Consider the following 20,907-nt stretch of genomic DNA (forward strand, 5'->3'; position numbering starts at 1 on the left):
GGGGATGTGGGGCTGGCGGCCTGGTTCCGGGAGTGGGCTCGGCTGGAGCGGATGGCGGTGAGTCTGTGTACGTATGAGTGTCGGCTGGTGCCGGGGCTTTTGCAGTCGGAGGCTTATGCGCGGGCGCTGTTCGAGAACCGCATTCCGCTGTTGACCGACGAGCAGTTGGAGGCGCAGGTCGCGGCGCGGTTGGAGCGGCAGAAGATGCTGTACGAGCGGCCGCATGTGCCGTTCAGCTTCATCGTGGAAGAGCACGTATTCCGGCGCCCGTTCGGCGATGTGGAGCAGATGCGGGACATGTACGACCGTGTGCTCACGCTCAGCGCACCGCGCAACGTGACTCTTCAGATCGTGCCGCCCGATGCTGGACTGCACGCCTGCATGGACGGGCCCATCCAGATCCTGGAGACTCCCGAGGGCCGACGACTTGCCTACGCCGAGGGACAGGAAAACGGCCGCTTGATCTCTGACCCGAAAGAGGTGAGCCTCCTCCACCAGCGCTATGACACACTGCGCTCGCAGGCACTGAACCCCAAAGACTCACGGGCCCTGCTGGAGCGACTGCGAGGAGAACTATGAGCACGACGGAACTTGCCTGGTTCAAGTCCAGCTACAGCGGCAGCTCCGGGGACAGCTGCATCGAGATTGCCGTGACCAGACAGGCCGTTCACGTACGGGACTCCAAGGACGCGACGCGTCCTCACTTCGCCGTCGGGCGTGAGGAGTGGGCGCGGTTCGTGGGGTTCGCGGCGGGAGCCTGAGCCGCGTTCGTCCCGGCGGTCGCGTGGTCACGGGTCACGTTCACCGCCGGGACACCGGCCCGCCGGGTCAGTCGGCGGCTGGCCTGACGAGCTTCTCGGCCTCGTCGCGGAGGCTCTTGATTCCCTCCAACGCTGTTTCACGCGCAGTACTGATCTCCGCACCCTGGTTCGTGAGACCGCTGAGCGACTGTTCCACCTCAGCGATCCACTCGCGCAGGTGCTGCTTACCGGCGTCAGTGAGACCGGTCCGCTGTCTGAGTGCTTCTTCGTCGAAGTGGTCCCTGATCATCTTTCGGTGCTTGTTGATCGTCATCAAGGTGGAGGCGGCCCGCAGACTCAGCCGGTGCACCGACTCCCTCGACCGGGTTATCGGCGACGATGTCACCCTCGGTGACCTTCTGGGACGGACGAACCCCCTGCCGCCGGTGGACAAGGCCGTGCTCGACGCGATGCTTCTGGAGGAGGCCCTGGCGGTCGTCGACACGTTCAGCGAGTGTGCGGCCCGGATTCTCGTGCGGCACCTCGGCCTGGACGATGACGGGCCATCGACCCTGGACGGGCGCGGTGTGCTAGGCATGACGCCATGCCGCTGCCGCACTTCGAACTCAGCAGTTCCCAGTACCGGCTCCTGGCCGAAGCGGTCCTCGCCCCTGTCCCGGACCCCGCCACCTCGGAGGCCGCCCAACAGGAGTGTCTCGCGCGAGGGCTGGATCCGGACGACGTCCGGGCGGACGTACCGGAACTGCTCCTGCTGGGACTCGTCGTCCGGGAGAGACACGCTCTGTCGCTGACCCCTCTGGGCACTGCGGCCCATTACCGGAAGGCTCATGAGGAAGCCGAGCGGCGGCTGGCCGCGGTGGCACAACTGGCCGAAGAGGCGGCCCACATGAGCCCCCGGCTGGCGCGGGCGGTGCGCCGGCTGGCGCAGGGGAGCCTGTCGCTCGGCGAGGCGCTTGCGGAGGTCGACGGCGACTGAGGGCGGACGCTTCCCTGGAACGCCTCGACGGTGCGCTTCTCGGGAACGCGCCTCACACATCGCCCACGTCATCCCCGAACAGCACGTCCTCGCCGCGCCGCCGGGCCTTTCGGGCCCCTGGCGCGACGGGCAGGACCCGGGCCCCGTCCATGTCGCTCATCGTCACCGTGCCGGCGTCCAGAACCCGGGCGAGCAGCGCGCTTTGGGCGGAGGAGAGGTCGGTGAGACGGCGCAGAACCGAGAGCAACTCGATCAGCTCGGTCGTCCACTCGTGCGGCCAGTTGTCCACGTGGATGTCGTCCAGTGGGCTGGTTCTCTTGCTGGTGGGAGACGCCTTGCGGTAGCCGAACCACTTGTTGACCACGCGCATGCCCCCGACGTCGTACGTCCACACCGCCTCGGGGACGGGCCGGAAGGAACCCTCGCCCACGTACAGGGTCTGCGTCCCGGCGTCGTGGCGGATGCCGTCCGGCACGTCGTCGCCGATGTGGGTCAGGTACTGCACCTGCCGCTCGTCGCCGTACGGGAAGAGGACGTTCCCGGCGGGGCGCCCTGCCGACGCGTCCGCGAGGCGTTCGCCGTACGTCGAGGCCCACAGCACCTCACGGCCCAGCCGTACAGCTGTCTCCCACAACTCGCGCTGGCGGGTGAGCGGGAGGCGTACGCCCGGGGTCAGGAGTTCCTCCCTGAACCGCTCGGTGAATCCTCCGTGCCCGGCAACGGCGACCGCGTACGCGGCCAGGTCCTGCGCGGTGACCCGTTCCACACCCAGGATCCGGGCGAGGTACGGCAACAGGCCGGTGGCGGTGTTGGGGGAGCCGTCGGGGTGGAGCAGGGGCATGGTTCTGCCACCGCGGCCGTTGAAATGGTGCGTGTCGGGCAGCAGGTGGGTCGCCACCAGCGCGGCACCGGAGTCGATGGCGTGTGACGTCTGCTGGATGAGGAAGATCTGGCCGGGCTGGAGGGAGGCCCACAGATCGGGCCTGGGATAGTCGAGCACGCGGTTGTCCGCGATCAGGTGCTGTCGGTCGAAGCTGCGCAGGGCGATACGTACGAGTGGGGGCGTGGTGACGGTCTCCTGCACAAGGGGCCGAGCCGGGCCGTCGTGCCCCGGCAGGCCTTCCCGCTTGGTGGTGAGGGTCCGGTCGCGGGTCTCCTTGAACAGCTTCGACTTCTCCGCGGGATCGGTCTCGCGGACCATCCGGGCCCATCGGCGGCGCAGGGTCTCGGGAGAGGGCGCGCTGACCCACGAGCGGTTCGCCTTGGACCCCGGGCTGCCCCAGGGAAACAGGTCGGTGAGCTCCGGGAAGTCCTCCCACCCCGAGCGGGTGGACGGTGTGAACGGGCGAGGGCTCTCGTCGTGCGCGTCGCGCCAGCCGTCGTCGTCCAGGCGTATCTCCCTGATCTGGCGGTACTTGTCCGCCCGCCGCCCGCTGACCTCCCGGTAGTGGACACGGGCCCGGTGCTCCGGCTTCCGCAGCGTGCCGGCCCTGCGTACGAAGAGGTGGATGGCGAGAGGCTGGGCCACGCCGGGGAAGACACGGCCGGCGACCGGCGCGCGCTGGCCCTCGGGCGAGAGGTTGATGATCCATCCCTCGTCGCACGTACGGCGCAGATAGTCACGCATACCGCGTCCGCCGGGGCCGGTGGCCCATCCCGACGGAGTGATGAGGCAGACCACTCCGTGCCGGTCCTCCGGGTGGGCGTCGAAGACCTTCCAGGCCGCCCAGCGCCAGAAGTACACGTGCATGTTCTTGAGCACGTGCTCGTAGCGCCCATTGTCCGGGTAGCGGAAGTCATCGAGCAGCGCCGGTTCCTGGCTGTCGGCGCGTTTCTCCACCCAGCCGCCGCGGCCCTCCGCCTTGTCGTCGTAGGGAGGGTTCGCGATCACCGCTGTGACCGGGGTTCTGGCCTTGATGCGATTGGCACGTCTGCGGGAGTCGGAGAGAGCGCTGTATGTGGAGGCCAGGTACTCCTCCTCCACGAACGGGTTGTCCAGCGTGTCCGTCACGAAGAGGTTGAGGCCCTCCCGCGGCAGCGATGCCCGGTACTTCTTGAGCAGGTCGGAAGCGCGCAACTCGGCGACCGCGAACGGGCCCATCTGAAGTTCGAACCCGAACAGCCGGGAGGCGAGACGGGAGAGGGCGTCGCGGGCCATTGCGGGACCATGGCGGCCCATGGCCTGCTCGGCCACTCGCTCCATGACGGTGTGGAGGAAGGTACCCGTGCCCATGGCCGGGTCGATGATCTTCACATCGTCGCCGCCGAAGCCCTGCTCCTGGCCGAGACGGGACCGCAGCACGTCCTCGGTGAGGCGGACCATCTCCTCGACGATCTCGCGAGGGGTGTAGTACGAACCGCTTTGCTGCCGCAGCGCCGGGTCGTAGACCGTGAGGAAATGCTCGTAGAGGTGGAGGTACGCGTCACGGTTGCCCGACCGGATCGTGGGCCAGTCCACTTCCCCGATGGTGCGGGTCAGAAGGTCCAGCGTGACGGTGAAGCGCTCGTTGACGTTGTCAGTGAGCAGTTGCAGGGCCTTGCCCATGAGGGCGTGGCCGGCGTCCAGCCGGCGGCCGATCTCATGGAAGGCGTTGGGCGCGAGAGGGATCTCCTCCGTGCGGGCCAGCAGCAGGGCGAAGGTCACCGTCTGCGCGTAGCCGTCGGCGAACGTGGCATCATCGGCCGTCGGGAACAGTAATCGCCGCCAGTCGTTCCGGAGGCCCGTGAAGGGGCGGGCGCGTGTGTCGTCGTCGGCCGCCGACGACACGGCCTCGAAGGTCAGTTGCTCGAGCACGGTGGAGCGCAGCAGACGGCACAGCGGTGCGATGTGCTGGACCAGGCGCGACACCTGCGTGATCCGTGGCGGAGACCAGCGCAGGAACTGCCTCAGCAGCGCGTCGAACGCCGCCGCGTCGACGGGGGTGAGCCTTTCACCGGCGTCATTGAGCGCTCCCCGGAAGAAGACCGGCTCACCGAACTGCTCGCCATGGCGGAAGAGCCGCCACTCGGTGCCGTTGGAATAGAGGAGATTGGGCAGGTCCCGCAGCTTCTGCCACTGCTCACGGTTGGCCTTGTTGAAGGTGTCAGGATCCACCGGGAGTCCGGGCTTCTTCAACTCGATGTAACCGGTGAGTTCGCCCTTCGCGCGTACCGCGTAGTCGGGGCGGACTCCCAGGCCGGGGATGCGGAACTCGTCGTGCCAGGTGACCTCATGGTGCTGGTGGTGCTCACCGACGGCGCGGAGCAGCACCTCCAGGGGGCCTCGTATCGCGGACTCCGGACCACCGCCGCCGGACAGCTTCCGCCGGCACTGCCGTCCGAACTCGGACACGGCCGCGCGCAACCAGCCGTACTCGTCCTCAGGCACGTCCTCACCCCCGGAATGAGAAGGGCCCCGGTCCATCACGCTCCGGGACCGTCATCGAAGATGTGCGTCAGATGCTCTGTGTCCAAGGATCGTGACGGAACGTCATGATGTTGTCCATGCTGCTGTCCCGGTCTTTTCGAGTAAGGCACCAAAGCGCCCCATCCAAGGTGATCTCGCGGTGACACTCGGTTCGATGGACTCTCGAGAGGGCGCCGATCGGGACGCGTCGCATCGTCTCCCGTTCCTTTGGCCCCGCGCCCGGACCAGCCTCCTCGGCCGTCGACCCGGGCCCGCGGCCGCCCGGCAATCCGCTCGCACGCCGGCCGGCTCACGGGCGAGAATGCCGTGATCACCCGTCATCCGGAGGAGCTTCGCCATGAGCAGTCCGCAGCATGCCCGCGCCAGCCTGGACGGGCTTGTCATGGGGGATGCCTTCGGGGAGAGCTGGTTCACGCGCTCGGACGAGCCCCTGGAGGAGATGTGGGCTGCGCGGGACCTGCGACCCGCGCCGTGGCCGTGGACGGACGATTCGGCCATGGCGCTCGTCCTGTTCGCCCATCTGATGGCTCATGGGGAGATTCAGCCGGACCGCCTGGCACGGGAGTTCGCCGACGAGTACCACCGGGACCCGGGACGGCAGTACGGCCCGTCCATGCACGGCGTGCTGCGGCGTATCGGCGAGGGCGAGCACTGGCAGACCGTCACCGGGGGACAGTTCGGCGGACAGGGATCGTACGGCAACGGCGCCGCGATGCGGGTCGCCCCGCTGGGAGCCTGGTTCCGGGACGATCTGGCAGCCGCTGCCGAGCAGGCCCGGCTGTCCGCGCTGACCACCCACGCTCACCCGGAGGCCGTCGCGGGCGCGGTGGCCGTGGCTGTCGCGGCCGCGCTGGCAGCGGTCGGCGAGCAGGAGGACGCGTCTTTGCGCGCCGAGTTCCTGCGGGAGGTCGCCTCGCACGTGCCGGACAGCGACGTCCGCTCCGGGCTGCTGGTGGCCGCCGGCTTCCCCGAGCGCACCTCAGTGCGCCATGCGGCGTCCGTACTGGGCTCGGGAACGCTGATCTCGGCTCCGGACACGGTGCCCTTCGCCCTCTGGTCTGCCGCAGGGCACCTGGACGACCTGGCCGAGGCGCTGTGGCAGACCGTCGCCGGCTGGGGCGACCGTGACACGACCTGCGCCGTCGCGGGAGGTGTCGTCGCCGCCCGCACCGGCACGGACAGCGTCCCGGCCACCTGGCGGCAAGCGCGCGAGGACCTGTCCGCGTGGAGCGGCTGGGACTCCCTCGCGGCGGGGTGACAGGGCATCGAGTGAGTCGAGTGAACGGGGGCGGCCGCCGTCCGTCGCCGCCCGGCGTGGCGTCAGGGCACGTCCACGCACATGGTGGACGGAGGGTGGTTCCGGGGGCCCGCCTTCGAGGCGTACACCATGTGCGGAGACGTTGTCTGTGGCCGGGGGGCCGGAGCGTCTCCGTGGTCCTCGCGGTCGTGATCCTCGCGGTCGCGATGCCCTGCCGGACCGTCGGACGGGCCCCACCGGGTCGTACGGTGGCTGTCCGGAACCCCGTCGCGGGTCGTCTTCGCCGGGCTGTGCCGGGCCGGCCCCCCGGGGCATGGGACCCGGACCCGAGTCATCCGACGGCGAGTTCGGCCTTTCGGCGGGCGAGGCGGGCCAGGGTCTCGGCCTCGTGTACGGCGCTCGCGCTTGCGGAGGCCGGCGCCTCGGTGGTGGAGACGAGCCGTACCGTCGGCCGCGCGGCCGGGACGAGATCGTGCTGCGCGGCGCCGTCGGTGGCGGCGAGCCCCGTGGTCTCGCCCTCACGGGCCGTCCGGACGAGGACGGCCGACGACCCCGTCCGCTCCTCCCGCGTCCGGAACAGCCACGCGATGTCCCGTCCGAAGGACCACAGCAGCGAGCCCAGCGCCACCGCGACCAGGGCGAAGGTGGCGGCGTACGGCAGCCATCCGGATGCCGCCGCCAGCAGGACGACGCCCTGGATCGCCGCCACCGTCTTGCGGGCCATGCTGTGCGGGAGCGAGCCGTTCAGCCACGGCATCACGCGGGCGGCGGCGACGAAGGCGTACCGCATGACGCCGATCAGCAGCACCCACGGGCCGAGCGCCATCGACACGTACACGCTCAGCACCAGGATCAGGAACGCGTCGACCTCCATGTCGAAGCGCGCGCCCAGGGCCGTCGAGGTGCCCGTGCGGCGGGCCACCTTGCCGTCCACGCCGTCGAGGATGAGGGCCACCGCGGTGAGGCCGACGAAGAGGGTGACCGGCGGAGAGCTCTGGAAGGAGTCGGCGACCAGGGCCGTGACACCGCCCACGAGTATCGCCCGGCCGAGCGTGACGCGGTTGGCCGGGCCGAAGGAGCGGGGGCGGGTGCGGCGCAGGGCACGGTTCAGGACCGCCCAGGTGGCGAGCGCGAACGCCAGACCCGTCAGCCAGCCCGCCGGGCCCATCCCGATCGCCGTACCCAGGTAGGCGAGGAGCAGGAGCTGTGCGCCCGCGCCCACCGCCGTCTCCTGGAGCAACGGCCGCGTGTCGTAGGTGTTGTTCAGGGCCACCGCATACCTTCCGAACGTGTGACAGAGTCGATCATCGCCGCGTACCGTGTGCGCGACTCCCACTGCTGCGTACGTGGAGAATCGCCGAACCGTTCAGAAAGACCCACATGAAACACACAGCCCGCGCCTTCTGGCTCCGCTCGCCCGGACAGGGTGAGATCAGGGACGTCGCGGTGCCGGAGCCCGGCCCGGACGAGGTGCTCGTACGGGCTCTGTGCACCGGTGTCAGCCGCGGCACCGAGACGCTCGTCTTCCGTGGCGGCGTGCCCGAGAGCCAGTACGCGGCGATGCGCGCGCCCTTCCAGGAGGGCGAGTTCCCTGGGCCCGTGAAGTACGGCTACCTCAGCGTCGGACGCGTGGAGCAGGGGCCAGAGGAGCTGGCCGGGCGGACCGTCTTCTGTCTGTATCCGCACCAGACCCGGTTCGTGGTGCCCGCGAGCGCCGTCACCGTCGTCCCCGACACCGTGCCCGCCACGCGCGCGGTCCTCGCCGGGACCGTGGAGACCGCGGTCAACGCGTTGTGGGACGCGGCGCCGTTGATCGGTGACCGGATCGCCGTGGTGGGTGGAGGCATGGTCGGGTGCTCCGTCGCCGCCCTGCTCGCCCGGTACCCGGGAGTGCGCGTCCAGCTCGTCGACGCCGACCCCGAGCGCGCTGCCGTCGCCGGCGCCCTCGGTGTCGACTTCGCGCTGCCCGCCGACGCGCTGGGGGAGTGCGACCTCGTCGTGCACGCCAGCGCCACCGAGCAGGGGCTCGCCCGCTCGCTGGAACTCCTGCGGGACGAGGGCACGGTCGTCGAGCTCAGCTGGTACGGCGACCGGCGGGTCGCCCTGCCGCTCGGTGAGGCATTCCACTCGCGGCGGCTCGCCGTACGCAGCAGCCAGGTGGGCACCGTCTCCCCGGCGCGGCGCTCCAGCCGTACGTACGCCGACCGCCTCGCGCTCGCCCTCGGGCTGCTCGCCGACCCGGCCTTCGACGCGCTCGTCACAGGGGAGTGCGGCTTCGAGGAACTCCCGGACGTCATGCCCCGGCTCACCTCCGGTGAACTACCCGGGCTCTGCCATCGTGTCCTGTACGACACGCACTGAGCCCAGCCGCCCACCCGTCCGATACCCCAGCGGTCCCACCCGACCCTGAGCAGCTCGAAGGGAACTCTGACCTCCGGAGAAACCGCGAAAGAGGTCTGAACAACGGGTAGGGACCAGCCGTACTACACGGCATGCCCCGGCCGGGGGCAGACGCACCGCACCTGGAGGGTCGTCCGTTGTTCAGCATCACCGTCCGCGATCACATCATGGTCGCTCACAGCTTCCGCGGGGAGGTCTTCGGACCCGCGCAGCGCCTGCACGGGGCGACGTTCCTCGTGGACGCCACGTTTCGCCGCGCCGAGCTGGACGACGACAACATCGTCGTCGACATCGGGCTGGCCACGCAGGAGCTCGGGGCCGTGGTGGGCGAGTTGAACTACCGAAACCTCGACAACGAGCCCGACTTCGCGAACACCAACACCTCGACGGAGTTCCTCGCCAAGGTCATCGCCGACCGTCTCGCCGAGCGCATCCACAAGGGCGCGATGGGCGAGGGCGCCAAGGGCATCGCGGGCATCACCGTCACCCTGCACGAGTCGCACATCGCCTGGGCGAGTTACGAGCGTGGCCTGTGACCGACATGACCATCGGCCGCACGACTGCGAACCTCGACCAGGCCGGCTCGAACCTCGACCAGGCCGGCCCGAACCTCGGCAAGACGAACCCGAACCTCGGCAAGACGAACCCGAACTTCGGTCAGGCGACCCCGAACTTCGGTCAGGCGACCCCGAACCCCGCCCACCGGACCGCGGATCTCGGTCAGGCGACCCCCAACACCGGCTACGGGACCGCGAGCCCGCACCGGGCGGCCGTCGATCTCGACCCCGCGGCCCTCGCCCTCGGCCTCGACCTGGACCCGGCGACCGCGCACCCGGTCAGGGCGAGCGTGAGCCTCGACAAGACGTCCGCGCCCACCGACCGTCCGGCCGTGTCCACGGGCTGCTCGGCCGCGTCCACCGACCGTCAGGCCACGTCCACCGGCTACACGCCCGTTTCCACCGACCGTCCGCACGTGTCCACCGGCTACTCGCCCGCGTCCACCGACCGTCAGGCCGCGTCCACCGACCGCCCCGCCGCGTCCCACCGCCCGGCCGCGGCCATCACTCAGGCGGCCGTCGCCGCCGCTCCGGCGTCCGGTGAGGAGCAGATGAGGCTGAACTACGTTCCCGTCCAGAACGCGCCCCTCAAGAACGCCGAGATCCTCCCCATGTCCCTGCGCTCCGTGCACTTCGTGCTGCCGGGCGGCGTCGACGACCCGACCCGGCCGAGTGGCGGCAACGCCTACGACCGCCGGATCTGCCTCGACCTGCCCGGCTTCGGCTGGCAGGTCCAGAAGCACCCGGTCGACGGCACCTGGCCCCGGCCCGGCGCGGACGCCCGCGCCGAACTCGCCCGCACCCTGCGGGAACTGCCCGACGGCACGGTCGTCCTCCTCGACGGCCTCGTCGCCTGCGGCGTCCCCGAGATCGTCGTCCCCGAGGCCGAACGGCTGTGCCTCGCCGTGCTGGTGCACCTGCCGCTCGGCGACGAGACCGGTCTGAAGCCCGAGGAGGCCGCGGAGCTCGACGCCAAGGAGCGCGAGGTCCTGCGTGCCGTGCCCGCCGTGATCGCGACCAGCGAATGGGCCGTGCGGCGCCTGGTGTCCCACCACGGGCTCGCCCCCGAGCGGGTCCATGTCGCCGCGCCCGGCGCCGACATCGCGCCCCTCGCCTCCGGCACCGACGGCGTCTCCCGGCTGCTGTGCGTCGCCGCCGTGACCCCGCGCAAGGGACAGCACCGGCTGGTGGAGGCCCTCGCGACCGTCACCGACCTGCCATGGAGCTGCGTGCTGGTGGGCGGGCTCGACCAGGAGCCCGAGTACGTCGAGCACATCCGCGCACTGGTCCGGAAGTTCGGTCTGGAGGACCGGCTGCACCTGGCCGGCCCGAAGGCCGGCGCCGAACTCGACGCCAGCTACGCCGCCGCCGACCTCATGGTCCTCACCTCCTACGCGGAGACGTACGGCATGGCCGTCACCGAGGCCCTCGCCCGGGGTATCCCCGTGCTGGCCACGGACGTCGGCGGGCTGCCCGAGGCCGTCGGGCGCGCCCCCGACGGAGGGGTGCCCGGCATCCTCGTCCCCCCGGAGAACCCCGCCGCCATCGCGGCCGAACTGCGCGGCTGGTTCGGCGAGGCCGACGTACGGCGCCGTCTGAAGGCCGCAGCCCGTGGCCGCCGGGCCGCGCTGGACGGATGGGCGACGACGGCGCGGAGCCTGGCCGGAGTGCTGGGCAAGTTGCGTCACGAACCACGGAAGGCGGCGTGAGATGAGTACGACGATGCCCCCGGCGGACCCCGGGACGTCCACCCCGCCCGCCGCTGCCCCGGGTACCCCGGCCGGTCCCGTGCTGAGCATGGCCGGACGCGGTGAGGGCACGGCCGCCGCCGCCCAGGACGGCGCGCCCGAGGTGCACCAGTACGCGCCCCAGTGGCTGGAGTTGCGCGAGCCCGCCGACGCCGCCGCGCGGGCCACCGATCTCCTCGACCCGCTGCGCATCCGGCTGGCGAACCTGCCGGGGCGGACCAGGGGCCTGGTCATCCACGATCTGGGCTGCGGCACCGGCTCGATGGGCCGCTGGCTCGCGCCCCTCCTCGACGGTGCCCAGCGGTGGGTGCTGCGCGACCACGACCCCGACCTGCTGCGCCTGGCCGCCGCGCGGGCGCCCCGCGTGGCAGCCGACGGCAGCCCCGTCACGGTCACCACGGTCCGCGGCGACCTCGCGGACCTGACCGCGGCCGACCTCGCGGGCGCCTCGCTGATCACGGCCTCCGCGCTGCTCGACGTGCTCACCCGGGACGAGATCCACGCGCTCGCCGAGGCCTGTGTGGGCGCCGGCTGCCCGGCCCTGCTGACGCTGTCCGTGGCCGGCCGCGTGGAGTTCACACCCTCGCACCCCATGGACGCCGAGATCACCGAGGCGTTCAACGCCCACCAGCGCCGCGGCGACCTGCTCGGCCCCGACGCGGTGACCGTGGCCTGCGAGGCGTTCTCCGAGCGGGGCGCGACCGTACGGCTGCACCCGAGCGCCTGGCAACTCGGCGCCGAACACGCCGCGCTGGCCGAGGAGTGGCTGCGCGGCTGGGTCGGCGCGGCGTGCGAGGAGCGCCCGGAGCTCACGGAGCGCGCCCAGGCGTATCTGGCGGAGCGCCTGGAGGCCTGTGCGGCGGGCGAGTTGCGTGTGACGGTCCACCACAGCGACGTACTGGCCCTGCCCCGGCCCATGGGTGGCGTGTCATGAGCCCGCCGGTGGAGGAGGCGGTCGAGGCATACCGGCGGACCGGCGCGGAGCGCGCTCAGTCCCGCGGGGTACGGACGTGCCGCAAGCCGGACGCGGCCCTGCCCGACGTGACCCTGCGCACCTGCTCGTCCACCGCGAGCCCGCGCGAGGCCCTGCCCGACGCCGGCCAGGCTGCGGCGATGGCCGCCCCGCGCCCGCACGAGGCGTCCCCCACCGAGCAGATGACAACCGAGGAACTCACGGCAAAGCCACCGACGGGCAAGGCGCGCCCTGCCGGCCGGGCGCTGCGCGCCCTGCGCACCCACTTCGGCACCCTCGCCGGGACCGCCATCATCACGGTGCTGATCTGGCGGCTCGGCACCGGTGTGTTCCTGGACGGGCTGCGCCGCATCGACGGCCCGACCCTCGCGGCGGCACTCGCCATCGGCGCGCTCACCACCGTGTTCAGCGCCTGGCGCTGGTGCGTGGTGGCGCGCGGGCTGGGGATCCGGCTGCCGCTGGGCCCGGCCGTGGCGGACTACTACAGAGCCCTGTTCCTCAACGCGGCACTGCCCGGCGGCGTCCTGGGCGACGTCCACCGCGCGGTACGGCACGGGCAGAGCACCGGGGACATGGGGCGCGGTGTCCGCGCGGTCGTACTGGAGCGGACGGCGGGACAGGCCGCGCTGGCCGTGGTCGGCGTAACGGTCCTGCTGATCGCGCCCTCTCCGGTACTGCAGCAGACCCGCCAGGGCACCGCCCTGCTGGGTCTCGCCGCGCTGGGCGGGCTCGCGATCTGGGCCGCGGTCCGGATGGGCCGGACGACCGGTCCGTCCCGCCGTGGCCTCGCCGTGCGCGCGATGCTCGTCGAGGCGCGCGGCGCGCTGCTCGGCCGCGGCAACTGGCCGGCCGTCCTGGTCTCGTCCGTCGTGGTGCTGGCCGGGTACGTCGCGATGTTCCTGCTGGCGGCACGGGTGGCGGGGTCCCCCGCGTCGGCGGGCGAGTTGATGCCCCTCGCGCTGCTGGCGCTGCTCGCCATGGGACTGCCGCTGAACGTCGGCGGCTGGGGCCCCCGGGAGGGCGTCACCGCCTGGTCCTTCGGCGCGGCGGGCCTGGGCGCCTCCCAGGGGCTGACCGTGGCCGTGGTGTACGGGGTGCTCAGCTTCGCGGCCGCCCTGCCCGGCGTCCTCGTGCTCGTCGCACGCTGGTGCACGGGCCGGCGGACGGCCCAGGGGCGTCAGGAGGAGGCGACGGCCCCCTCGGAGCCGTCTGAGAAGCCGTCGGAGGCGTCTGAGAAGCCGTCGGAGGCACCCCTCGGAAAACCGTCGGAGGCGCCCCTCGGAAAACCGTCGGAGGTGACCTTCGGGAAGCCGTCGGAAGTGACCACGGAGAAATACGCTCCGAAGGATTCGACGAACCCCGCCAGAAGCTCCTTTCCCTTCGCCGCGGAACCCAGCGAAGGACGGCCGATGACACCGGAATCGGTGTAGGCCGGCATACCGAGGGAGAGCAGATGACGGCGGTCGTCGGCACGCAGATCGGCGGACTCGTAACCGGGCCGGACCAATTCGGGATGGCAATGCAGAAGTATGGAGGTCTCTATTTCTCCCGCATGCATATCACTGAGGAGCGTGGTCTCCACGCCCGCCCGCTCCCGCGCGGCTTCCCAGTCCTCCATCGCCGGGAAGAGCGCCATGCGATGTCCCTCGGCGGTGGATTCCTGCACCACGTTTCCCAGGACGTAGTTCCCGCCGTGCCCGTTGACCACGACCAGCGCCTCGACGCCCGACCGGCGCAGGGAGGCCGCGATGTCCCGGACGACCGCGTGCAGGGTCACAGCGGAGATGCTGACCGTGCCCGGCCAGGTCGCGTGCTCGTGCGAACAGGATATGGTCACGGGCGGCAGCAGGTGCACGGGATACGCCGCGGCGATCTCCCGGGCTATCGCGCAGGCGACCAGCGTGTCCGTGGCCAACGGCAGGTACGGGCCGTGCTGTTCGAGACTGCCCACGGGCAGGACGGCGACCTGGCGGGCCATGTCCGCTCCCCGTGCCCGTACGTCCTCGGTGGTGTCCGCCGGGACCAGGGCGGACACCGTCGGCAGCGGCCCCTCCGGAGCCGGAGTCGGCTGCGATACCGAACTGCTCATGTTTTCACGGCCTTTCGTCTCTGCTGATGCTCCGGCATTTTCGCATGACGCCAGGGCTTACCAGATAGGAACCAGATCATGACAGAAACTGTTGACGTACTCGGCGCGAATGCCCAGTCCTCCGGTGCCGTACGCGTGGTGAATGCACCTCTGCCCACCGTGTACGGCGACTTCGAGGCCGTCGGCTACCTGGACCAGGACCGCGGTGAGGAACAAGTGGCGCTGGTGTACGGCGACATCACCGAAGTCGGCGGTGAGGGAATTCTCACCCGGCTGCACTCGGAGTGCCTCACCGGTGACGCGTTCGGCTCCCAGCACTGCGAGTGCGGCGACCAGCTCGACAGCGCGCTGCGGTCCATCGTGGCCGAGGGCCGGGGCGTCCTCGTCTACCTCCGCGGGCACGAGGGCCGCGGAATCGGACTGCTCGCCAAACTGCAGGCGATGAAGCTCCAGTCGGAGGGCCTCGACACGGTCGAGGCGAACATCGCGCTCGGACTGCCGGTGGACGCCCGCGACTACCGGGTCGCGGCGGAGATGCTGCACGACCTCGGCGTCCGCTCCGTGCGGCTGATGTCGAACAACCCGCGCAAGCGCGAGGCGCTGCTGCGGCACGGCATCACGGTCGACGAGCAGGTACCGCTGCTGATAACGCCGTGCGAGGACAACATCGCCTATCTGCGTACCAAGCGGGAGCGCCTCGACCACTATCTGCCGCACCTGGAGGCGGCGGTCCGTTCCTCCTGAGGCTCCTGACGAGCCCTCCGGCTCCCGGCGAGAGGCACTCCGAGCCCCTGAGCGCGAGGTCCGCGGCGGCCACGGCGACGCACACGCGACGCCGGCCGCCGCGCTCACGCGCCGCATGAACGGCTGCCCGTGGTGGAAGACCTGATGGGTCGAACACGCAGCCGAAGAAAGGGGCAGTGCCCGTGACGCAGGAACTCCTTCGCGGGGCGGTGGTCGTCATCGGCGGCGGAGTCATGGGCACGAGCATCGCCTACCACCTCGCCCGCTCCGGCGTCCCCGACGTCATCCTGGTCGAGCGCGACGAACTGGCCTCCGGCTCGACCGCACGGGCCGCGGGCGGCGTACGCGCCCAGTTCTCCGACGAACTCAACATCCAGCTCGGCGCCCGCAGCCTCGAGGCGTTCGCCCGCTTCGGAGCGGAGCCGGGCCACGACATCGGACTCCACCGCGTCGGCTATCTCTTCCTGCTGTCGACCCCGCAGGAGGTCGCCCAGTTCGAGGCGGGCGTACGGCTGCAGAACTCCCTGGGCGTACCGAGCCGCCTGCTCGACCCCGCCGAGGCGCGCCGCCTCTGCCCGCTGATCACCACCGACGGCCTGCTGGCCGCCGCGTTCTCCCCCGACGACGGCCACTGCACACCCGAGTCCGTGGTCCACGGCTACGCCGCAGGGGCCCGCCGCCACGGCGCGACCGTGCTGCGGCACTGCGAGGTCACCGGCATCGAGACGCGCGGGGACACCATCACGGCGGTGGTCACCAGCCGGGGCCGTATCGCCACCGACACCGTCGTCTGCGCGGCCGGCCCCTGGTCCCGGTCCGTCGGCGCCATGGTGGGCGTGGACCTCCCGGTGGAGCCTCTGCGCCGCCAGATCGCCGTCACCGAACCGGTCCCGGACCTGCCGCCCGGCCTTCCCATGACGATCGACTTCACGTCCAGCCTCTACTTCCACGGCGAGGGCCCCGGCCTCCTCCTCGGCATGTCCGACCCCGACGAGACACCCGGTTTCGCCACCGACACCCACGACCGCTGGATGCCTCGCCTGTACGAGGCCATGGAGCGGCGCGCCCCGGCCCTGCTCGACCTGCGCCGGACGGGCGGCTGGGCGGGCCTGTACGAGATCACCCCGGACCACAACGCGCTGATCGGCGAGGCGGGTTCGTGCTCCCGCTTCCTGTACGCCACCGGATTCTCCGGCCACGGCTTCCTCCAGGGCCCGGCCGTCGGCGAGGTGGTCCGCGACCTGTACCTGGGCCGCGTACCCTTCGTCGACATCAGCCCCCTGAGCGTCGACCGGTTCGCCGCCGACGCCGCACGCCCGGAGGTCAACCTGGTATGACCCAGCTCCACCTGTGGCTCCGCCACGAGACCCGTACCACCGAACGCCGCACCCCGATCGTCCCCTCGGACGCCGCCCGGCTCGTCGCAGACGGCGTGACGCTGACCGTGGAGGAGTCGCCCCAGCGGGTCTTCCCGGTCGAGGAGTACGAGGCGGTCGGGTGCCGCGTCGCGGCCGCGGGCTCCTGGGTGTCGGCGCCCAAGGAAGCGGTGATCGTCGGGCTGAAGGAACTCCCGGACGAGCCGACCCGGTTGACGCACCGCCATATCTTCTTCGGGCACGCCTACAAGGGGCAGCCCGGAGCGGAGGCGCTGCTGCGCCGGTTCGTCACCGGGGGAGGTCTGCTGCTGGACCTGGAGTACCTGGTCGACGACGACGGGCGCCGCCTCGCCGCCTTCGGGTACTGGGCCGGGTACATGGGTGCGGCCCTCGCCGTGCTCCACCACCGGGGTGCCCTGGACGCCCCGCTCCAGCCCACGACGAAGGAGGCCGTGGAAGCGCGCCTCCGGGCGAGCGAGGGGGAGCTGACCGCGCTGGTGATCGGAGCCCTGGGCCGCTGCGGCCGGGGCGCGCGGGTGGCGCTGCTCGAGGCCGGGATCGAGCCCACCTGCTGGGACCTGGCCGAGACCCGCGACCTGGACCGCCGCGCCCTCCTGGACCACGAGCTGATGGTCAATACCGTGCTGACGACAACGCCGGTCCCGCCCTTCCTGACGGACAAGGACCTCGACGAGCCGGACCGCAGGCTGCGCACCCTCGCGGACGTCACCGTCGACGTGGGCTCACCGATGAACGTCCTGCCGGTCTACGACACGACCACCGGGTGGGACCACCCCGTCCGCCGGCTGCGCGAGCGGCCCGTGCTCGACCTGATCGCCATCGACAACCTCCCCTCCCTGCTGCCGGAGGAGGCGAGCAACGACTTCTCCGCGGCGCTGGTGCTCCAGCTCCTCGACTTCGGCGTCACCGGACCGTGGGGCCGCTGTCTGGACCGTTTCACGGATGCATGCCAGGAACTGGGCATGGCGGAAAGGAAGTTCGACCATGACTGACGCAGTCCGCGCGGGCGGCGACGCGGTTCCCGCGAGCGGCACCGTCCACTGGATCGGCGCGGGCCTCTCCACGGGCAGCGGTCTCGCCGCCCTGTGCGGCACCGCCGACCGCTTACTGCTCTGGCACCGCACCGAGGAACGCGCCGAGCGGGCCCTGGCGGACCTGGGCCTGACGGGCCGCGCCGAACCGCGCGCCCACACACTCCCCGCACTCGAGGCCGCCCTCGCGCCCGGAGACGTGGTCGTCTCGATGCTCCCGGCCCCGGAGCACGCGGCGCTGCTGGCCACCGCCATCGCCCGGCAGGCCCACTTCGCCTGCTCCAGCTATGTGTCGGACGCGGTCCTCGACCTGATACCGGCGGCCGGGGCGGCGGGCCTGACCGTGCTCACCGAGGCGGGCCTGGACCCCGGCATCGACCACCTCTTCGCCCACAGCCTGATCGCACGGGCCGAGCAGGCCGTAGGCGCCGGCATCGCGGCCTCCTGCACCCTCACCTCCTACTGCGGCGGCATCCCGGCCGTACCGAACGACTTCAGGTACCGCTTCAGCTGGGCCCCGGCGGGCGTTCTCAACGCCCTGCGCGCACCGGCCCGCTATATCGAGGACGGCGCGGAGACGACGGCGGCGCGCCCCTGGGAGGCGACCCGCCCCCATGTCATCGACGACGAGACCTTCGAGGTCTACCCCAACCGCGACAGCGTGCCCTTCGTCGAGCAGTACGCCCTGCCGGCTGCCTGGAAGCCCCGCACCTTCGTCCGCGGCACCCTCCGCCTCGACGGCTGGCTGACCGCCTGGGCGCCGGTCTTCGCCGAGCTCGAACGCGGCGACGACGAGCGGATCTCCGCGCTCGCCCGGGAGCTGGCGGCGGCCCACCCCACCACCGAGGCCGACCGGGACCGGGTCGTCCTCGCCGTGTCCCTCGATGTGACGGGCGGTTCGGGCGAGACCTGGTCGGGTCGCTACCTCCTCGACGCCGTCGGCACGGCCGAGGAGAGCGCCATGGCCCGCTGCGTGTCCCGCCCCCTCGCCCTCGGGGTGCGCCACATCCTCGACGGCTCGCTTCCGCCGGGGCTCAGCCGGGCGGCGGAGACGGCCAACCGGTCGGAGGAGTGGCTCACCGAACTGGCGGGCGAGGGGGTCGGGTTCACGTTCCGGTCGGAGGAGTGAGGGAGGGCTGAGGGCCTGGGTGATCAGGCCACCACCGCCTCGTGCGCCAGCCGCCGCAGCTCCGGGAAGACAGGGTTGGACGAGACCGGGCGGACCTGGGTCATGAACTGGACGGTGAGATCCCGCAGCGGGTCCACCCAGAAGGTCGTGGTCGCGACTCCGCTCCAGCCGAACACGCCCCGGGACGACGGGGTTTCGGTCGCCTCGGGGTCGATGACCACCGAGACGCCCAGGCCGAAGCCGACGCCCGCGTTGCTCGGCAGCCGGTGCGGCGGGCTGCCGAAGGAGCGCAGGTCCGCGTTGTCCGGGAGCTGGTTGGAGGCCATGGCGGTGACGGATCCGGGGGAGAGCAGACGGGTGCCGTCGAGTTCGCCGCGGCGGCGCAGGAACTCCATGAAGCGGTGGTAGTCGTGGGCCGTGGCGGCCATGCCCCCACTGCCGGACAGGAAGCGGGGGCGGCCGTTCAGGGGGACGCCGGGAATCGGGTGGATGCCGCCGCCATCGGTCTCGCCGTACATCTCGGCGAGCCGTGACTCCTGTTCGGCCGTCACGGAGAAGCCCGCGTCCGTCATGCCCAGCGGACCGAAGATCCGCTCGGCGAGGAACGTGTCGAGCGGCCGGCCGGAGGCGACCTCGATGACGCGGCCCAGGACGTTGGAGGCGACCGAGTAGTTCCACTGCGTGCCCGGCTCGAACTGCAACGGCAGGCTCGCGTACACGTCGCAGGCCCGGGCCAGGTCCGCGCCCGGCGGTACGGGGTTCTCCAGGCCCGCCGCGCGGTACAGGGCGTCGACCGGGTGGGAGTGGTAGAAGCCGAACGTCAGACCCGCGGTGTGGGTCATGAGGTGGCGGACCAGGAGCGGCCGTTCGGCGGGGCGGGTCCTGACGTCCGCCCCGGAGCCCGACTCGTGGACCCGCGGCTCGGCGAAGGACGGGATGTACCGGGACACCGGATCGTCGAGGGAGAGGCGGCCCTCCTCCACCAGGATCAGCGCGGCCACCGACGTGACCGGCTTCGTCATCGAGTAGATCCGCCAGATGGTGTCGCTCTCCACGGGAAGCCCGGCCGCGCGGTCGCGGTGGCCGTACGTCGTGAGGTGCGCGACACGGCCGCCGCGGGCCACGGAGACCAGAAAGCCGGGCAGGCGGCCGTCGTCGACCAGGTGGGCGAAGTGCTGGTCGAGGCGGGCCAGGGCCTTGGGGTCGAGTCCGGCCTCTCTCGGCTCGACCTCTGGTCGCAGTCGTCCCATGCTTCACCTCCGGTGCGGCCCGGCGCACTCGCGTGCCCCGGCCCGCGGCATCCGCTCCGGCTCGACGGTCCGACCCCGACCCGGGCTACGGTTCACGAACGTCCCTCCTTTCATGGTCCCTTACAGACGGTGAACCAATCCTCCGGGGTCCACCGAGTCCGGGCATCCCGACGCAGAGCACCACGCCGAGTGCCGCCCCGCACGCCAGCGCCGTCAGCGCGGGCCCGGGCGCGACACCGCCCGACAGCGACATCACCGCCGTGGCCACCGCGACCCCCAGGGCGGGCCCGACGTTCAGGGCGGTCTGCTGCAGCCCGCCCGCCACACCGGCCGACTCCGCCGGGACATGCCGTACGACGACCTCGGTGGCCGTGACCATCACCGATCCGAAACCGGCGCCCAGCAGCAGAAAGCCTCCACCGAGCGCCACGGTCGAGGCGCCCTCGCCGAGCCGGGACAGCACCAGCACACCGAGGGTGAGGACCCCCGTACCCGCCAGCGCCGTCGCACGGGCACCCCGGCGGCGCAGCAGCACGGCGGAGCCCGGTGCGCCGAGCATCATCGCCACGGCCCCCGGCAGCGCGGTCAGGCTCGTACGCAGGGGATCCATGCCGAGGACGTCCTGGAGGACGTAACTGCTGACGAACATCGCTCCCAGCATCGCCGCCGACGCGGCCACGAGGACACCGAGCGCCGCACCGACGGCCGCCGAGCCGAGCACGGCGGGCGGCAGCAGCGGATCGGCCGTGCGCCGTTCACGGCGAACGAACACGAGGGTCACGCCCGCCGAGACGAGCAGCCCGGGCACGGTCTCCGCCGGCCGCCCCCGCTCCGCCGCGCCGACCAGCGTGTGCACCAGCAGCCCGAGCGCCACCGCGAGCAGACAGGCACCGGGCAGATCGAGACGGACCCGACCGGTCGGACGCGGGGCCGGGACGCGGACCGTCAGCGCCACGGCGCCCATGACGAGCGCGGGTACGAGGTTGAGGAAGAACACCGACCGCCAGCCCAGATGAGTGACCAGCACCCCTCCCACCAGCGGACCGGCCGCGACCGCCAGCCCGATCGCACTGGTGCGCAGCGCGAGGGGCACCGCCAGCCGGTCGGGCGGGTAGGCGGCGCGCAGCATGCCGAGGGTGGCGGGCTGCAGCAACGCGCCGAAGACCCCCTGGGCCACCCGCAACGCGA

General features: G+C 71.7%; 18 protein-coding genes and 1 pseudogene. 13 read left to right on the forward strand and 6 right to left on the reverse strand.

Annotation, left to right across the window (positions count from 1 at the left end):
* Together FNH04_RS19450 and FNH04_RS19455 are read left to right on the forward strand one after the other, a co-directional pair.
* Window positions 1-579 (forward strand): DUF5753 domain-containing protein (locus FNH04_RS19450; protein ID WP_152785949.1); only part of this gene is annotated, 579 nt, incomplete at its 5' end.
* Entirely contained in the window at window positions 576-761 is a 186-nt protein-coding gene (locus FNH04_RS19455) for a DUF397 domain-containing protein (protein ID WP_152785951.1), read from the forward strand. The genes FNH04_RS19450 and FNH04_RS19455, both read left to right, overlap by 4 nt.
* Before the next feature lie 67 nt (window positions 762-828).
* Here the strand turns inward: FNH04_RS19455 and FNH04_RS19460 are convergent, their stop codons facing one another.
* The gene (locus tag FNH04_RS19460; protein ID WP_152785953.1) at window positions 829-1,245 is read right to left on the reverse strand and encodes a hypothetical protein; all 417 of its coding nucleotides are present in this window, start codon (window positions 1,243-1,245) and stop codon (window positions 829-831) included.
* A gap of 99 nt (window positions 1,246-1,344) precedes the next feature.
* Between FNH04_RS19460 and FNH04_RS19465 the strand changes: the two genes are divergently transcribed.
* Complete coding sequence (locus FNH04_RS19465; protein WP_152785955.1) at window positions 1,345-1,737, forward strand: hypothetical protein; 393 nt, start codon at window positions 1,345-1,347, stop codon at window positions 1,735-1,737.
* 52 nt (window positions 1,738-1,789) lie between these two features.
* Here the strand turns inward: FNH04_RS19465 and FNH04_RS19470 are convergent, their stop codons facing one another.
* On the reverse strand, window positions 1,790-5,104 hold the full coding sequence (locus FNH04_RS19470; protein WP_322723311.1) for a type ISP restriction/modification enzyme: 3,315 nt from the start codon (window positions 5,102-5,104) through the stop codon (window positions 1,790-1,792).
* 376 nt (window positions 5,105-5,480) lie between these two features.
* Between FNH04_RS19470 and FNH04_RS19475 the strand changes: the two genes are divergently transcribed.
* Entirely contained in the window at window positions 5,481-6,401 is a 921-nt protein-coding gene (locus FNH04_RS19475; RefSeq protein ID WP_152785957.1) for an ADP-ribosylglycohydrolase family protein, read from the forward strand.
* Window positions 6,402-6,732: 331 nt separating this feature from the next.
* On the opposite strand, the gene FNH04_RS19480 is transcribed toward FNH04_RS19475, so the two are convergent.
* Window positions 6,733-7,674, reverse strand: coding sequence for a CDP-alcohol phosphatidyltransferase family protein (locus FNH04_RS19480; RefSeq protein ID WP_322723312.1), 942 nt, complete (start codon window positions 7,672-7,674; stop codon window positions 6,733-6,735).
* Window positions 7,675-7,781: 107 nt separating this feature from the next.
* On the opposite strand from FNH04_RS19480, the gene FNH04_RS19485 reads away from it, so the two are divergent.
* From FNH04_RS19485 to FNH04_RS47760, 5 genes are all read left to right on the forward strand, one after another.
* A complete protein-coding gene (locus FNH04_RS19485; protein WP_152785959.1) occupies window positions 7,782-8,762 on the forward strand; it encodes a zinc-dependent alcohol dehydrogenase in 981 nt (326 codons plus the stop codon).
* A 176-nt stretch (window positions 8,763-8,938) separates the two neighbouring features.
* Complete coding sequence (locus tag FNH04_RS19490) at window positions 8,939-9,337, forward strand: 6-pyruvoyl trahydropterin synthase family protein (RefSeq protein WP_152785961.1); 399 nt, start codon at window positions 8,939-8,941, stop codon at window positions 9,335-9,337.
* Between the two features lie 572 nt (window positions 9,338-9,909).
* Window positions 9,910-11,067 (forward strand): glycosyltransferase family 4 protein, encoded by a 1,158-nt coding sequence (locus tag FNH04_RS19495; RefSeq protein WP_152785979.1) that lies wholly within the window; start codon window positions 9,910-9,912, stop codon window positions 11,065-11,067.
* A 1-nt stretch (window position 11,068) separates the two neighbouring features.
* Window positions 11,069-12,040: a methyltransferase domain-containing protein gene (locus FNH04_RS19500; RefSeq protein WP_386573924.1), complete on the forward strand. Its 972-nt coding sequence runs from the start codon at window positions 11,069-11,071 to the stop codon at window positions 12,038-12,040.
* A 221-nt stretch (window positions 12,041-12,261) separates the two neighbouring features.
* Window positions 12,262-13,509 (forward strand): lysylphosphatidylglycerol synthase transmembrane domain-containing protein, encoded by a 1,248-nt coding sequence (locus FNH04_RS47760; RefSeq protein ID WP_386574103.1) that lies wholly within the window; start codon window positions 12,262-12,264, stop codon window positions 13,507-13,509.
* On the opposite strand, the pseudogene FNH04_RS19510 reads toward FNH04_RS47760, so the two are convergent.
* Window positions 13,392-14,168, reverse strand: a pseudogene (locus FNH04_RS19510) (creatininase family protein); the annotation flags it as partial. The gene FNH04_RS47760 and the pseudogene FNH04_RS19510 sit on opposite strands and share 118 nt — an antisense overlap.
* 78 nt (window positions 14,169-14,246) lie before the next feature.
* On the opposite strand from FNH04_RS19510, the gene ribA reads away from it, so the two are divergent.
* The 4 genes from ribA to FNH04_RS19530 all read left to right on the forward strand — a co-directional run bounded on the left by ribA (window position 14,247) and on the right by FNH04_RS19530 (window position 18,469).
* Window positions 14,247-14,912: a GTP cyclohydrolase II gene (gene ribA / locus FNH04_RS19515; protein WP_152785967.1), complete on the forward strand. Its 666-nt coding sequence runs from the start codon at window positions 14,247-14,249 to the stop codon at window positions 14,910-14,912.
* A 182-nt stretch (window positions 14,913-15,094) separates the two neighbouring features.
* Window positions 15,095-16,249, forward strand: coding sequence for an NAD(P)/FAD-dependent oxidoreductase (locus FNH04_RS19520; RefSeq protein WP_322723313.1), 1,155 nt, complete (start codon window positions 15,095-15,097; stop codon window positions 16,247-16,249).
* Window positions 16,246-17,301 carry a saccharopine dehydrogenase gene (locus tag FNH04_RS19525; RefSeq protein ID WP_152785969.1) on the forward strand — a complete coding sequence of 352 codons (1,056 nt, stop codon included), beginning with the start codon at window positions 16,246-16,248 and terminating at the stop codon, window positions 17,299-17,301. The genes FNH04_RS19520 and FNH04_RS19525 overlap by 4 nt, the downstream gene beginning before the upstream one ends.
* Window positions 17,294-18,469, forward strand: a complete 1,176-nt coding sequence (locus FNH04_RS19530; RefSeq protein WP_152785971.1) for a saccharopine dehydrogenase family protein — start codon at window positions 17,294-17,296, stop codon at window positions 18,467-18,469. Before FNH04_RS19525 ends, FNH04_RS19530 begins: the two co-directional genes overlap by 8 nt.
* Window positions 18,470-18,492: 23 nt before the next feature.
* Here FNH04_RS19530 and FNH04_RS19535 read toward each other — a convergent pair whose 3' ends face one another.
* Together FNH04_RS19535 and FNH04_RS19540 are read right to left on the reverse strand one after the other, a co-directional pair.
* Complete coding sequence (locus FNH04_RS19535) at window positions 18,493-19,719, reverse strand: serine hydrolase domain-containing protein (RefSeq protein ID WP_152785973.1); 1,227 nt, start codon at window positions 19,717-19,719, stop codon at window positions 18,493-18,495.
* Between the two features lie 85 nt (window positions 19,720-19,804).
* Window positions 19,805-20,907, reverse strand: a 1,103-nt coding sequence (locus tag FNH04_RS19540; protein WP_152785975.1) for an MFS transporter, incomplete at its 5' end; no start/stop codon positions are given.

Origin of the sequence: Streptomyces phyllanthi (genome assembly GCF_009377205.1) — a bacterium.
In the GTDB taxonomy this organism is placed as follows: domain Bacteria; phylum Actinomycetota; class Actinomycetes; order Streptomycetales; family Streptomycetaceae; genus Streptomyces; species Streptomyces phyllanthi.

Coding starts and splice junctions, on each gene's coding strand:
- FNH04_RS19455 (WP_152785951.1), top strand. CDS start 576: ATGAGCACGACGGAACTTGCCTGGTTCAAGTCCAGCTACAGCGGCAGC.
- FNH04_RS19465 (WP_152785955.1), top strand. CDS start 1,345: ATGCCGCTGCCGCACTTCGAACTCAGCAGTTCCCAGTACCGGCTCCTG.
- FNH04_RS19475 (WP_152785957.1), top strand. CDS start 5,481: ATGAGCAGTCCGCAGCATGCCCGCGCCAGCCTGGACGGGCTTGTCATG.
- FNH04_RS19485 (WP_152785959.1), top strand. CDS start 7,782: ATGAAACACACAGCCCGCGCCTTCTGGCTCCGCTCGCCCGGACAGGGT.
- FNH04_RS19495 (WP_152785979.1), top strand. CDS start 9,910: ATGAGGCTGAACTACGTTCCCGTCCAGAACGCGCCCCTCAAGAACGCC.
- FNH04_RS19500 (WP_386573924.1), top strand. CDS start 11,069: ATGAGTACGACGATGCCCCCGGCGGACCCCGGGACGTCCACCCCGCCC.
- FNH04_RS47760 (WP_386574103.1), top strand. CDS start 12,262: ATGACAACCGAGGAACTCACGGCAAAGCCACCGACGGGCAAGGCGCGC.
- ribA (WP_152785967.1), top strand. CDS start 14,247: ATGACAGAAACTGTTGACGTACTCGGCGCGAATGCCCAGTCCTCCGGT.
- FNH04_RS19525 (WP_152785969.1), top strand. CDS start 16,246: ATGACCCAGCTCCACCTGTGGCTCCGCCACGAGACCCGTACCACCGAA.
- FNH04_RS19530 (WP_152785971.1), top strand. CDS start 17,294: ATGACTGACGCAGTCCGCGCGGGCGGCGACGCGGTTCCCGCGAGCGGC.
- FNH04_RS19535 (WP_152785973.1), bottom strand. CDS start 19,719: ATGGGACGACTGCGACCAGAGGTCGAGCCGAGAGAGGCCGGACTCGAC.